This window comes from Minwuia thermotolerans (assembly GCF_002924445.1).
In the GTDB taxonomy this organism is placed as follows: domain Bacteria; phylum Pseudomonadota; class Alphaproteobacteria; order Minwuiales; family Minwuiaceae; genus Minwuia; species Minwuia thermotolerans.
Genome location: NZ_PIGG01000081.1, coordinates 40,306 through 52,829 on the forward strand (window position 1 = coordinate 40,306; position 12,524 = coordinate 52,829).

Sequence of the window (12,524 nt, forward strand, 5' to 3'; positions counted from 1 at the left end):
ATGCATGTCGACCATGATCGATTCGGAGGAGGGGCGAACCCTCTCCACCACCGTGGTCGAGAGCCGCGATCAGCTCGTGGCCTATATCGAGAGCGGCGTGAAGCCGCGCGAGAACTGGCGCATCGGCACGGAGCACGAGAAGTTCGGTTTCGATCTGGAGACGCTGAAGCCCATTCCCTATGACGGCCCGAAGGGCGTGAAGGCCATGTTCGACGGCCTGGCCCGATTCGGCTGGGAGCCGATCGTCGAGGGTGGCTATGTCATCGCCCTGCACATGGACGGTCAGACCATCAGCCTGGAGCCGGGCGGCCAGTTCGAGCTCTCCGGCGCGCCGCTGAAGACGCTGCACGAGACCTGCGCCGAGGTGAACACGCATCTGGCCCAGGTGAAGGAGGTCGCCGCCGAGATCGGCGTCGGTTTCCTCGGCCTCGGCTTCCACCCGACCGCGCGGCGCGAGGACTTCGACACCATGCCGAAGGCCCGCTACGACATCATGAAGGCCTACATGCCGACGAAGGGCAATCTGGGCCTCGACATGATGTACCGCACCTGCACCATCCAGGTGAATCTGGACTTCGGCTCCGAAGCCGACATGCGCGAGAAGTTCCGGATCGGCATGGCGCTGCAGCCGGTGGCGACGGCGCTGTTCGCCGCCTCGCCGTTCAAGGAGGGCAAGCCCGGGGGGCTGCTCAGCCTGCGCAGCCAGGTCTGGACCGACACCGATCCGGAGCGCTGCGGCAACCTGCCCTTCGTCTTCGAGGACGGTTTCGGTTTCGAGCGCTATGTCGACTACGCCCTCGACGTGCCCATGTACTTCATCCACCGCGACGGCAAATACATCAACGCGGCGGGCCAGTCCTTCCGCGACTTCCTCGACGGCCGCCTGCCGGCCCGGCCCGGCGAGAAGCCGACGATGAAGGACTGGGACAATCACCTGACGACCATCTTCACCGAAGTGCGGATGAAGAAGTTCCTGGAGATGCGCGGCGCCGACGGCGGCCCCTGGGCCCGGATCTGTGCCCTGCCGGCGCTCTGGGTCGGCCTGCTCTATGACGACCGGGCGCAGAACGCGGCGCTCGATCTGATCAAGGGCTGGACGCCGGCCGATGTTGACCGGCTGCGCGCGGAGGTGCCGAAGCTGGGTTTCGACGCGCCGAGTCCGGACGGGCGCACCGTGCGCGATCTCGCCGCCGACATGCTGTGCATCGCCGACAAGGGGCTCAGGGCGCGGGCGACCGCCGATTCCATGGGCCAGGACGAGCGCCATTTCCTCGGCACCCTGCGCCAGCTGGTCGAAGACAACCGCTCGCTGGCCCAGGAACTGCTGCAGAAATACGAAGGCCCCTGGGGCGGCGACATCAACCGCGTGTTCACCGAGTACGCGTACTGAGGCCTTGATTCCGCCGCACCCGGGCCGGATGGTCGGTCCCCATGCGAAACTCGACCTGTCTCATCGCGCTCGGCCTGTTCGTCGCCGTCATGTCGCTGTGGAGCGCCCAGCGCCACTACGCCGCCCTGGACGAGGGCCACGGCGCGCCGGTGATCGTGGCCGCCGATATCCTCTATCCGCCCGATATCGATGCGGTGACCCGGAAGCGGATATTCTTCGACACCTTGCGGCCCATCGTCCGCGCCGAGAACGCGCGCATCGCGAAGCTGCGCGGGCGGTTGCTGGCAGCCAGCCAGGCGGGCACATCCGGCGGCTGGGTGGAGGAGGCGGCGGCGCGCTACGGCGTGGACTGGACGGGCCGGGAGTGGGGCGAACTGCTCGCCCGCGTCGACACGGTGCCGATCACCCTGGTGCTGGCTCAGGCGGCGAAGGAGTCGGGCTGGGGCCAATCCCGCTTCGCGCGGTCGGGCAATAACATGTTCGGCCAGTGGTGTTTCCGGGAGGGCTGCGGGATGGTCCCATTGCGCCGCGCCTCGGGCAAGGCCCATGAGGTCGCGACCTTCAGCAGCGTCAACCGCTCGGTCCGGGCCTATCTGCACAACATCAACACCCAGCCCGCCTATGGCGGTCTGCGCGCGGAGCGGGCGCGCCTCCGCGCGGAGCTGGAGGAGCCCACGGGGCTGGCCCTCGCCGGCGGACTGGCGCGCTATTCGGAACGCGGCCTGGCCTATGTGCGGGAGGTCCGCGACATGATCCGGATGAACCGGCGGCTGATGCTGGCGGCCGCGCCGGCGCACTGATTTCCGGGACGGTGCGCGGGGATGTGAACCAGCCATGCGTCCGCGCGCTGGGACGCGTGCCACACTAAGGATAGACTGCCCGGCAGTTGTGCAACCGAAACCGGGGGCGTGGGAATGGGTTCCGATCTGGCGCATGTGGAGGCGCGGTACGACCCGGCGACCGACGTGGTCATGTTCCGCCTCTGGGGACAGACTTCCGCCGCCGCCATCTTCGAAGCGCTGGAGCGTCATTTCCAGGAGCACCCGACCTGCCGCTTCGCGCTCTGGGATTTCCGCCGCGTCGATCTCAATGCGTTGAGCGTCCCTGACCTGATGGAAATTTCCCGCCGTGCCGCGGCGGCGGGCGCCGCGCGCCGGCAACCGCGCACAGCGCTGGTGATGCGGGATGAGACCAACTACCTGCTCGGCAAGGTCTATGACGCGCTGGCCGAAACCGGGCGTTCGCCGATCGAGCACCGCGTCTTCTACCATCTGCCGCCGGCCTTCGCGTGGTTCGGCGTGGAGAACGCCTTCGACAAGCCCGGCTGACCGGCATGAAAAAGGGGCGCCGGGTCGAACCCGACGCCCCAGGGCTTCACGCCGACTGCGGGTGATCACCCGGCATATTCGGGAAGCTGCTCGAGCTCTTCCTCGGTCATCTCGACGATGACGCGGTCATTGCCCGGCTCCATCTGCACGCGGTCCTGCGGCACGACGACTTCTTCGTCGCCGAGACCCAGGAAGCCGCCATATTCGACCACGACCTCGTCGATCTGGCCGTTCTCGTCACGCAGCACCCGTTCGATCTCGCCGACCTCGTCACCGCGGGAGGAATAGACCTCGGTGCCGACCAGATCGGTGTCCTCGGCTTCGACGAGGCTCCATTCCTCGTCGTACTCGTCGATCCGGCCCTCGGCGGCGCGGTCGTTTTCGCGGACCATCGGGTCCCCGGAGGCGCCCGCCGCGGCCTGGGCGTCGGCAGTGGCGTCAGCGCCGGCGTTGGCTTCAGCTTCCGCATCGGCGCCGGCGTCCGTATCGCTCATACCGGTCTCCATGCCGGCGCCACCCTCGATGGAGGCGTCGGCGTCGCCTTCGACCACAGCGACCTCGAGCTCTTCTTCCTGCTGCCCGGTCTGGCCGCTCTGATCCGTGGCCTGCTGACCGGACTGCTGTCCCGCCTGGCCGCTGGTTTGCTGTCCGGCCTGCTGTTCGGTCGCCGAACGGTCGGCTTCCCTGACGCTGACCTGCGCGTCGGTCTCGCCCTCGATCTCGACCTCGGGCGCCGGCTGGTCGACGCTGACTTCCGGCCGCGGCTGGTTCACGGCGACGTCGGGCGCCTGCTGCTCGACGGTGACATCGGGATCGCCCTCGACGACCTGCACGTCGGCCTTACCCGGCTCGACCTCGACCTCCGAGGAGTCCTGCTGGATCTGAACCTCGCCGCGCTGGCCTTCCTGCACCGTCTTCTCGGTGCGCTCGGCGACCGTCACGGTCTCGGTCTCGGCTTCGGCCTCGTCGTCCTGGGCCTTCACGGCGACGTCCTCGGGCAGTTCGGTCTCCTTGATGGTGACCTCGGCCTTGCCGCCGCTCTCGACCTCGATCTCGGGCTGCGCCTTCTGCACCTTCACTTCGGGCTTGGCCTGGTTGACGCTGACCTCGGGACGGTCCTGTTCGACGATCACCCGGGGCTCCGGATCGACCACGGTGATACGCGGCGGCGTCTGTTCGACCTCGATCTGCGCGGGCGGCTGCTCCACCACCAGTTCGGCATCCTCGCCTTCGGCCGCGGTGCGCGGGCCGGATTCGGCGTCGGCCTGCGCGCCGGCAGTCACCTCAGCGCCGCCCTTGCGGCCGTTCATGCCCACGCGGTCCTGTCCGGATGCGCGCATCAGGGTCTGCTGCCCGGCGTTCAGGGCATCGGCCAGAATGATCACGTCGATGTCGTCTTCCATGTCCTGCATGGTCTGTTTCAGGTCGGCGCGTCCGCGGGCCACGATCTCGGCGTCGGTCGCCTTGATCTGGCCGCCCTCCATGCGGGCCAGCACGCGGTCCAGGTTCTGGAACGCCGCACGGGCTTCCTTCTGCAGTTCGCGGGCTTCCGGGCTGCCCTTCTTCACACCGCGTTCGGCGGCCTGGCGGAGGTTCCGCTCGGCGCGCTCCATCTCGCGGACGGACTGACGGACCTCCTGATTCATGGCGCGGTCCTGCTGCGTCGCCTGCGGCGTCCGGTTCTGGTTTTCGTTCTGGTTCTGCTGCTGCGCAATCGCGGGAACGGTTGCGAGTGTGGTGGCCAGCGCGGTCGCGGCCAGGAGTTGCTTGATCATATTGTTGTTCCTCTACTCGCGTTACTCTACTTGGCCTCCGCCCGCGTCCGGTTCGGGACGGCGGCGCGAGGCATCGTTCGTTCGCGCTCTCTACCTCGACGGCGCGGCGGCCGCCTTCAACCGGGGCCACCCCCGGACAGGCTGTCGCATCCGTTCGATACTTCGTTCGCAAATACCGCTTTCGCGCCGCGCCGTATGGGCCACTATGGCGGCGGTGGCTCGTTGGAGTGTGGGGCCGGCGGAATGAAGAATATGGAGACGCGCCATGATGCCGACGCCGTCCTCTTCATCATGCGCGGCAGGGTCACGTTGGAGGACTTTCTCGAGGCGGGCGACGCGCATTTCGGCCGTCACGCCACGCCGCGTGCCGTCTGGGACCTGCGCCGCGCCGATCTCAGCGGCCTCGAGGTCGAGGATCTGAAGCGTGTGGCGGCGCGCTCGCGGGAGGCCGCGGCCAGCCGGTCGGACCCGCGAACGGCCCTGGTGGTCGACAGTGAGGCCGACATGCTGCTCGCCCGGCTTTTCGACGCGCTTTCCGAAACGCGCGAGTCGCCGGTGATCTATGAAGTGTTCTTCGATCTCGAACCCGCCTGGGCCTGGCTGGGTGTCGACAACCCGTTTCCCGACCGACGCTGATCACCCCGGCGCGTTCACGACATTGTAACCCGCGCCGGTTTCTGCTCCGATTGCATGAAGAACGATGCGCCGCCCGCACGGCGTGCGGTCGCCTGCCAGGGGAGCCGAAATGGGGCAGCTGACGCTGGAGCATCTTCCGGGGCATGATCTCGTGGTCTTCACCGGGATCGGCATGCTGCTGGGATCCCAGGTCGTCGACGCCAATCGCTGGCGGGAAGCCAATTGTCCCACCAACCTGACGCTCTGGGACCTGCGGGACGCCGACATGAGCGAGATCACCCTGCCGGAGATCCGCGACATCGTCGAAGGCCTGGTGGAGCAGGCGGTCATCCATGAACGCCGCCGCACCGCGCTGGTGATGGACGATCAGCACAACCTGCCCATCGCCCGGCTCTACGCCCAGGTCGCGGAGTACCGGAACCTGCCGATCGACTCCCATGTCTACGATTCCATGACCGACGCCTGCGCCTGGCTGGGTATCGATCCGCCGCCCCTGAGCGACCCGGATAAAGTTCTGCTTTCGTTCTGAAAGCATCCTGCCTACAATCGCCGCCGTCATGGTTGCCCGCATCGCCACAGTCTCCTTTCAGGGGTTCCGTGCGCGTCTCGTCGACGTGCAGGTGCAGATTTCGCCGCAGATGCCGGCGACGGCCATCGTCGGCCTGCCCGACAAGGCCGTGGCGGAGAGCAAGGAGCGCGTGCGCTCGGCGCTTGACGCCATCGGGCTCGGCCTGCCGCCCAAGCGCATCACCGTGAACCTGTCGCCGGCTGACCTGCCGAAGGAAGGCAGTCACTACGACCTGCCCATCGCGCTGGCCCTGCTGACGGCGATGGACGTGCTGCCGGCCGACGAGATGGCGCGCTTCATGGCGCTGGGCGAACTGGCGCTGGATGGCCAGATCGCGCCGGTTGCGGGGGTGCTGCCGGCCGGGGTCGCGGCGGCCGAGCGCGGCATGGGTCTGATCTGCCCGGCGGCCTGCGGCGGGGAGGCGGCCTGGGCCGGCGATCTCGACATCGTGGCCGCGCCGGACCTGCTGGCCATCGTCAACCACTTCAAGGGGGCGCAGGTGCTGCAGCCGCCGAAGCCGGGGCCGGTCGAGACCGACGCCACGGGGCCCGACCTGCGCGACATCAAGGGCCAGGAAAGCGCCAAGCGCGCGCTCGAGATCGCCGCCGCCGGCGGCCACAACATGTTGATGATCGGGCCGCCGGGCTCCGGCAAGTCGATGCTGGCGGCGCGTCTGCCGGGGCTGCTGCCGCCGCTTTCGGCGGGGGAGGCGCTGGAGGTCTCCATGATCCGCAGCCTGGCCGGCGAACTGGCCGAGGGGCGGCTCTCCCGCCGCCGGCCGTTTCGCAACCCGCATCATTCGACCTCGACCCCGGCGCTGGTCGGCGGCGGCCTCCGCGTCCGCCCGGGGGAGATCAGCCTGGCGCACCGGGGCGTCCTGTTCCTGGACGAACTGCCGGAGTTCCCGCGGCCGGCCCTCGAATCGCTGCGTCAGCCGCTGGAGACGGCGGAGGCGGTGGTGGCCCGCGCCAACGCCCACGTCACCTATCCGGCGCGAGTGCAACTCGTCGCCGCCATGAACCCCTGCCGCTGCGGCCATCTGGACGACGCGGAGCGCGCCTGCAGCCGCGCGCCGCGCTGCGCCGCCGACTATCAGGCGAAGATTTCCGGCCCGCTGATCGACCGCATCGACCTCGCCATCGACGTGCCCGCGGTCTCGGCAGCCGATCTCACCCTGCCGCCGGCGGCGGAAGGCTCGGTGGAGGTCGCGAAGCGCGTCGCCGAGGCGCGGCGGATCCAGGCCTGCCGCGGCGAGACGCTCGGCATCGACGCCCGCACCAATTCGGAAGTGGACGGGGAGGCGCTGGCCGAAGTGGCGACGCCGGAACCTGCGGCCCAGACCCTGCTCACCGACGCCGCCGAAAGGCTGAAGCTCTCGGCGCGCGGCTATACCCGCGTGATCCGCGTGGCGCGGACCATCGCCGACCTTGCCGGCGCCGAGACCATCGCCCGCGCCCATATCGCCGAGGCGCTGACCTACCGGCGAAGGGGCGCGGTGAGTTAGACGACCTGCGCCGCCCGGATCGCCCGCCAGATGCGGTGGGGCGTGAAGGGCGGCTCGAGGTCCGTGACGCCCAGGCCGCGCAGCGCGTCGTAGACGGCGTTGGCGATGGCGACCGGCGCGCCGTTGGCGCCCATCTCTCCGATGCCGCGCGCGCCCAGGATATTGGTGGGCGAGAGCGTCTCGATGAATTCCGCGCCGATCGCCGGCAGGTCGCCGGCGCGCGGCATGGCGTAATCCATGAAGGTGCCGGCGACGAGCTGGCCCGTCTCCAGGTCGTAGGCCGCGTGTTCCCAGAGCGCCTGGCCCGCGCCCTGGACCAGCGCGCCGTGGGACTGGCCGGCCAGCAGCACGGGATTGATGATGCGGCCCGCGTCGTCGCAGGAGACGAGCTTGGTCAGCCGGATCGCGCCGGTTTCCGTGTCGATCTCGACTTCCGCGCCGACGGCGCCATAGGGGAAGGCCGCGACCTGGTCGGCGAAGTCCTGCTCGGCCTCCAGGCCGTCATCGCCGGCCACGTCGAACAGGCTCACGCGGCGGTCGGTGCCGGCGACGCTGAAATGGCCGCCGGCGTATTCGATGTCGGCGGCGGCGGTTTCCAGCAGGTCGGCCGCGCGCGCCTTGCCCAGCCGGATCACCTCGTCGGCGGTCCGCGTCAGCGTCGAGCCCGAGATCACGGTGGACGAGGAACCGCCTGTGCCGCCGCCGCGCCGGAGCTGCGCCGTGTCGCCCTGGCGGACGTCGATCAGGTCGACCGGCACGCCGAGGCGGTCGGCGAGTATCTGGGCGAAGACGGTCTCGTGGCCCTGACCCGTGGACTGGGTGCCGGTCCAGGCCACGATCCGGCCGTCGCCGGAGACGGTTACGCGGCTGGTCTCCGCCGAGGAGCCGCCGATCGGATGCAGGTTGCAGCAGATGCCGACGCCGCGCCGGATGGGCCCGTCCCGGCGGGCCAGGTTCCAGTCGAGCGCATGCGCCGTCGATTGCAGGGCCGCGGCGTAGTCGCCGCCGGCGTCGAGCACCTTCCCCGTGGCCGTGGTATAGGGCAGGGCGTCTGCCGGGACGAGGTTGCGCCGGCGAATCTCGACGGGGTCCAGGCCGAGCTCGCCCGCCGCAAGGTCGACCAGCCGTTCCAGGCAATAGATCGCCGGCGGCTTGCCCGCGCCGCGATAGGCGTCGACCGGCACGGTGTTGGTGTAGAATCCACGCACCCGGAGCCCTGCCACGGACACGTCGTAGAGGCCGGTCAGCACCTTCGCCATGCCGTCGGTCGGCACGCCGGGCGCAAAGCCTGAGAGGAACGCGCCCATGTCGGCGTCCACGTCCATGGTGACGGCGAGGATGCGGCCCTCATCGTTGAAGCCCATCCGGGCGGTGACGAACTGGTCGCGCGCATGGACCTCCGAGACGAAGCTCTCGGCGCGTTCCGATACCCACCGCACGGGCCGTTTCAGCCGCCAGCAGGCCCAGGCCACCGCCGCCTGCTCCTGATAGACGAAGCCCTTCGGCCCGAAGCCGCCGCCGACATCGGGCACAATCACGCGCAGCCGTTCGCGCGGCCAGTTCAGGGCGAACTTCGTCAGCATGACCTTCAGCGCGTGCGCGCCCTGGGTCGCCGCCGTCAGCACGACCTGTCCCGCCCCGGCGTCGTATTCCGCCTGCGCGGCGAGCCCCTCGAGCGCGCCGCCCACCATCCGGTTCTGGTGGAAGCGCATATCGACCCGGCGCGGCGCGTCGGCGACCGCCTTCGACGCGGCCTCGAAGTCGCCGGCTTCCCAGTCGAAGGCCATGTTTTCGGGGATGCCATCATGGATCGCGGGCGCGCGGGCGCATTCCAGCGCGGGCGGCGATTCCTCGATGTCGATCTCGACCAGCTCCGCCGCTGCCAGGGCCTTGGCCCGGGTCCGGGCCAGCACGACGGCCAGCGGCTGCCCCACATGATGGACCTGCGCCTCCGGCAGGACGGGCCGCCGGGCCTGATGCATCGGGGTGCCGTCGCGATTGGTGACGGGGGCGCCGGTCGGGATATGACCCAGGCCGTCCGCCGCCGCTTCGCGGCCCGTCAGCACTGCGGCGACGCCCGGCGCGGCCGCGGCGGCGGCGCTGTCGATGCCCGCGATTCGTCCGAAGGCGACCGGCGAACGGACGAAGACGGCGTGCAACGCGTCCGGCGTCTCGATGTCCGCGGTGTAGCGGCCGCGGCCGGTGACGAAGCGCAGATCCTCCTTGCGGCCGATGCCCTCGCCGATGCGCGCCATGTGCTTCCCCCATTGAAACGTCCCGGATTGAACCATCCGCAGGCACGATCGGTCGAGCCATCCGTGCAGTCTGCCTCAATTTCAAGCATCGAATCAGGACAGACCTGCCATGCGCGGAAAAACGTACGCCTGCGAACTAAAATCAGTTGCCGGGGCAATGGGCCTGTGACAGCTTCGCCCCCGAAACGGCAACGGCGGAAGGGCGGCGCGACCATGGGAGACACGGGGCAGAACCTTGGCAATCTCTCGGTCTGGTGCAGCGCCCTGACAGGATTCGTCGCATCCGACGAGCCCGATCTGTCGACACGGCAGCTCGCCATCCTGATGAATGTCTATCTGCGCGGCGGGCCCCATACGGTGCGCGGCCTGGCCGAGACGCTCAACATTTCCAAGCCTGCGGTCAGCCGCGCGCTCGACGCGCTGGGCTCCAAGGGGCTGACCCGGCGGCTGCGGGACGAGACCGACCGGCGCAACGTGCTGGTGCAGCGCACGGACGCCGGCGTCGCCTTCCTTTCCGCTTTCGCGGATCTGGTCCGCGCGGCCGAGGAGGACGATCGGCGGTCCTATGGCTGACGGCCTCGACAGCCGCCGCCATCCGTTTCGAGCCGACCTAGCCGCCGGTTATCTGAGAGAACGCGTTTCGGCGCCGCGCTATGCGGATCCCGTACGCCGCACGGTGGTGGCCGAGACCGCCTCGATCCGCCGGCAGCCCGACGCCGGCGCCATGCAGATCTCCGAACTGCTCCACGGCGAGCCGGTCGACGTCTACGCCGCCGAGGGCGGCTGGGCCTGGGCCCAGGGCGCGCTGGACGGCTATGTCGGCTACGTCGCCGAAACCGACCTGGCTGAAGCCGGACCGACGCCCACGCACATGGTGCGGGCGCGGCTCAGCCATATGTTTCCCGAAGCGAGCATCAAGCTGCCGCCCGCCGGGCGTCTCACTCTCGGCGCGCGGGTCGCGGTGACGGATGTCTCGGGCAGGTTCGCGCGCCTGGCCGACGGCCGCTTCGTCATCGCCGATCATCTCCGCCCGCTGGGCCAGCCGGAGGCCGATGTCGTCGCCGTGGCGCTGCGCAATCTCGGCGCGCCCTATCTGTGGGGCGGCCGCTCCAGCCTGGGGCTCGACTGTTCGGGCCTGGTGCAGGTGGCCTTCCAGGCCTGCGGCTTCCTGCCGCCGCGCGATTCGGACATGCAGGCGAAGGAACTCGGCGCCGCGAAGCCGGTGCCGAAGGGCCCCGAAGGCCTGGAACGCGGCGACGTGGTCTATTTTCCCGGCCATTGCATGATCGCCGACGGGGCCGGTGGCCTTGTCCATGCCAATGCGACCCACATGATGGTGACACACGAGCCGGCGGATACCGTCTTCGCCCGCACGCCGGGCGGCTGGAACGCCGTGACAGACGTCCGCGCCCGACCCGTGGACTGAGCGGCCGCTCCAACCGTCGCAATCAATTGCATTTGCAATTATTGCATTTGCAAATTACCCTGCGTCAAAACACAGGGAGGCAGGGTCATGGACTTCGGCTATTTCACGCTTTCGGACAACCGCTATCCGGACAATCCGCGGAGCCCCGAGCAGTTCATCCGCGAGATCTACGAACAGTCGCTCTACGCCGAGGAGGTGGGGCTGAACTCTGCCTGGATCGGCGAGCACCATTTCAACCTGCTGGGCGTCAACGCCAGCCCGCACATGCTGCTGGCCCAGGTCGCCGGGGCGACCGAACGCATCCGGCTGGCGCCGGCGGTGGTGCTGCTGCCGGTGCACAATCCCATTCAGGTGGCCGAGGACTGGGCGACGCTGGACCTGCTGTCGGGCGGGCGCGTCGACTTCGCCGCCGGCCGCGGCTATGACCGCAAGGAATACGATCCCTTCGGCGCACCCTTCGAGGAAAGCGCGGAGATCTTCGCCGAAGGTCTCGACGTGGTCTGGAAGTGCTGGACCGAGAAGGGAAAATTCTCCCACAAGGGCCGCTTCTACAATTTCGAGGATGTCGACGTCCGCCCGAAGCCGGTGCAGGATCCGCTCCGGCCCTATGTGGCCTGCTTCTCCCGTCCGTCGATGGAACTGGCGGCGCGGCGCGACTGGAACATCATCTACGCGCCCTTCGCCGCCGCCATGGTCTATGGCAGCCTCGCCGAGGCGGTGCAGGCCTATCGCGAGGAATGCGAACAGAAGCACGGCCGGCCGGCGCGGCGGGCCATGTGCAGCTATTTCATTCACATCGCCGACACGCCCGAGGAAGACGCCTATGGCCGGCAGTCGCTGATCAACTACTTCCAGAAGGCGCTGATCGACGCCTTTCCCGCGGACCCGGCGAAGACGCCGCCGACATACAGGTACTTCAACGAGATCGTCCGCCTGCTCAAAGAGATGAAGCCGGAGGCGCTGACCTCGAAATCGGTGCTGGTCGGCAGCCGGGAGAAGATCATCGAAGACCTGAAAGCGGTCGAGGCCGCGGGAATCTCGGAGGTCATCCTCTACTTCAACTACGGCCAGAAGCCGCATGCGATGGTCAAGGAGCAGATGCAGCGCTTCATGGAGGAGGTCGCGCCGGCCTTCGAGGGCGCCCACACGGCGATCCGGGCGGCATGAGCCGCGCGGCGCACGACCAGAACCTGCATCTGGACGACTATTTTCCCTATCTGCTGAACCGCGCCGGCAGCCGCATCGCCGAGGCCTTCTCGGCGGAGACCCGGCGGCGCGGCGTCAGCCTGCAGATGTGGCGGGTGCTGGCGGCGGTGAACGACCGCGGCCCGCTGCGCATGGGCGACCTCTCGGAGGCGACCTCCATCGAGGGTTCGACGCTCACCCGGCTGGTGCAGCAGATGGAGCGCAAGGGACTGGTGGAGCGCGTCCGCCGGGACGCCGATCAGCGCGTGGTCCGCGTCGTCCGGACCGAGGCCGGCCGCCGCATCGCCGCCGAGCTCATACCGCTCGCCATGGACTACGAGGCGCGCGCACTGGAAGGACTGGGCGCGGAGGACGTGGCGCGTCTCAAGACCCTGTTGCGGCAGGTTTACGCGAACATGGATCGACAGGCGCGTTGACAGGAACGGCGCGGCCCACA

Annotated in this window: 12 protein-coding genes; 10 read left to right on the plus strand and 2 right to left on the minus strand. The window is 69.0% G+C overall.

The annotated features are described in order from the left end of the window. Positions 1–4 precede the first annotated feature (4 nt). The 3 genes from CWC60_RS22480 (at position 5) to CWC60_RS22490 (ending at position 2,718) form a co-directional block, all read left to right on the plus strand. Entirely contained in the window at positions 5–1,390 is a 1,386-nt protein-coding gene (locus CWC60_RS22480) for a glutamate--cysteine ligase (RefSeq protein ID WP_206420098.1), read from the plus strand. Between the two features lie 41 nt (positions 1,391–1,431). Then, entirely contained in the window at positions 1,432–2,190 is a 759-nt protein-coding gene (locus CWC60_RS22485) for a glucosaminidase domain-containing protein (RefSeq protein WP_109796154.1), read from the plus strand. Between the two features lie 114 nt (positions 2,191–2,304). Beyond that, on the plus strand, positions 2,305–2,718 hold the full coding sequence (locus tag CWC60_RS22490) for a hypothetical protein (protein ID WP_109796155.1): 414 nt from the start codon (positions 2,305–2,307) through the stop codon (positions 2,716–2,718). Between the two features lie 65 nt (positions 2,719–2,783). Here CWC60_RS22490 and CWC60_RS22495 read toward each other — a convergent pair whose 3' ends face one another. Then, positions 2,784–4,493, minus strand: a complete 1,710-nt coding sequence (locus tag CWC60_RS22495) for a PRC-barrel domain-containing protein (RefSeq protein ID WP_109796156.1) — start codon at positions 4,491–4,493, stop codon at positions 2,784–2,786. A 243-nt stretch (positions 4,494–4,736) separates the two neighbouring features. Between CWC60_RS22495 and CWC60_RS22500 the strand changes: the two genes are divergently transcribed. The 3 genes from CWC60_RS22500 (at position 4,737) to CWC60_RS22510 (ending at position 7,201) form a co-directional block, all read left to right on the plus strand. Continuing rightward, entirely contained in the window at positions 4,737–5,129 is a 393-nt protein-coding gene (locus CWC60_RS22500; RefSeq protein ID WP_109796157.1) for a hypothetical protein, read from the plus strand. A gap of 109 nt (positions 5,130–5,238) precedes the next feature. Then, the gene (locus CWC60_RS22505) at positions 5,239–5,658 is read left to right on the plus strand and encodes a hypothetical protein (protein WP_109796158.1); all 420 of its coding nucleotides are present in this window, start codon (positions 5,239–5,241) and stop codon (positions 5,656–5,658) included. A gap of 28 nt (positions 5,659–5,686) precedes the next feature. After that, on the plus strand, positions 5,687–7,201 hold the full coding sequence (locus tag CWC60_RS22510; protein ID WP_109796159.1) for a YifB family Mg chelatase-like AAA ATPase: 1,515 nt from the start codon (positions 5,687–5,689) through the stop codon (positions 7,199–7,201). Here CWC60_RS22510 and CWC60_RS22515 read toward each other — a convergent pair. Further along, positions 7,198–9,456, minus strand: a complete 2,259-nt coding sequence (locus CWC60_RS22515) for a xanthine dehydrogenase family protein molybdopterin-binding subunit (RefSeq protein WP_164516699.1) — start codon at positions 9,454–9,456, stop codon at positions 7,198–7,200. The two genes, CWC60_RS22510 and CWC60_RS22515, sit on opposite strands and share 4 nt — an antisense overlap. A gap of 213 nt (positions 9,457–9,669) precedes the next feature. Here CWC60_RS22515 and CWC60_RS22520 point away from each other — a divergent pair, with 213 nt between their 5' ends. From CWC60_RS22520 to CWC60_RS22535, 4 genes are all read left to right on the plus strand, one after another. Next, positions 9,670–10,029, plus strand: coding sequence for a MarR family winged helix-turn-helix transcriptional regulator (locus CWC60_RS22520; RefSeq protein ID WP_109796161.1), 360 nt, complete (start codon positions 9,670–9,672; stop codon positions 10,027–10,029). Next, the gene (locus CWC60_RS22525; protein ID WP_109796162.1) at positions 10,022–10,882 is read left to right on the plus strand and encodes a C40 family peptidase; all 861 of its coding nucleotides are present in this window, start codon (positions 10,022–10,024) and stop codon (positions 10,880–10,882) included. Before CWC60_RS22520 ends, CWC60_RS22525 begins: the two co-directional genes overlap by 8 nt. 87 nt (positions 10,883–10,969) lie before the next feature. Then, positions 10,970–12,049, plus strand: a complete 1,080-nt coding sequence (locus CWC60_RS22530; RefSeq protein WP_109796163.1) for an LLM class flavin-dependent oxidoreductase — start codon at positions 10,970–10,972, stop codon at positions 12,047–12,049. Continuing rightward, complete coding sequence (locus CWC60_RS22535; protein ID WP_109796164.1) at positions 12,046–12,504, plus strand: MarR family winged helix-turn-helix transcriptional regulator; 459 nt, start codon at positions 12,046–12,048, stop codon at positions 12,502–12,504. Before CWC60_RS22530 ends, CWC60_RS22535 begins: the two co-directional genes overlap by 4 nt. Positions 12,505–12,524: the final 20 nt, after the last annotated feature.

Excerpts from the sequence above, each read along its gene's own strand:
- CWC60_RS22480 (WP_206420098.1), top strand. The coding sequence starts at position 5 with ATGTCGACCATGATCGATTCGGAGGAGGGGCGAACCCTCTCCACCACC.
- CWC60_RS22485 (WP_109796154.1), top strand. The coding sequence starts at position 1,432 with ATGCGAAACTCGACCTGTCTCATCGCGCTCGGCCTGTTCGTCGCCGTC.
- CWC60_RS22490 (WP_109796155.1), top strand. The coding sequence starts at position 2,305 with ATGGGTTCCGATCTGGCGCATGTGGAGGCGCGGTACGACCCGGCGACC.
- CWC60_RS22495 (WP_109796156.1), bottom strand. The coding sequence starts at position 4,493 with ATGATCAAGCAACTCCTGGCCGCGACCGCGCTGGCCACCACACTCGCA.
- CWC60_RS22500 (WP_109796157.1), top strand. The coding sequence starts at position 4,737 with ATGAAGAATATGGAGACGCGCCATGATGCCGACGCCGTCCTCTTCATC.
- CWC60_RS22505 (WP_109796158.1), top strand. The coding sequence starts at position 5,239 with ATGGGGCAGCTGACGCTGGAGCATCTTCCGGGGCATGATCTCGTGGTC.
- CWC60_RS22510 (WP_109796159.1), top strand. The coding sequence starts at position 5,687 with ATGGTTGCCCGCATCGCCACAGTCTCCTTTCAGGGGTTCCGTGCGCGT.
- CWC60_RS22515 (WP_164516699.1), bottom strand. The coding sequence starts at position 9,456 with ATGGCGCGCATCGGCGAGGGCATCGGCCGCAAGGAGGATCTGCGCTTC.
- CWC60_RS22520 (WP_109796161.1), top strand. The coding sequence starts at position 9,670 with ATGGGAGACACGGGGCAGAACCTTGGCAATCTCTCGGTCTGGTGCAGC.
- CWC60_RS22525 (WP_109796162.1), top strand. The coding sequence starts at position 10,022 with ATGGCTGACGGCCTCGACAGCCGCCGCCATCCGTTTCGAGCCGACCTA.
- CWC60_RS22530 (WP_109796163.1), top strand. The coding sequence starts at position 10,970 with ATGGACTTCGGCTATTTCACGCTTTCGGACAACCGCTATCCGGACAAT.
- CWC60_RS22535 (WP_109796164.1), top strand. The coding sequence starts at position 12,046 with ATGAGCCGCGCGGCGCACGACCAGAACCTGCATCTGGACGACTATTTT.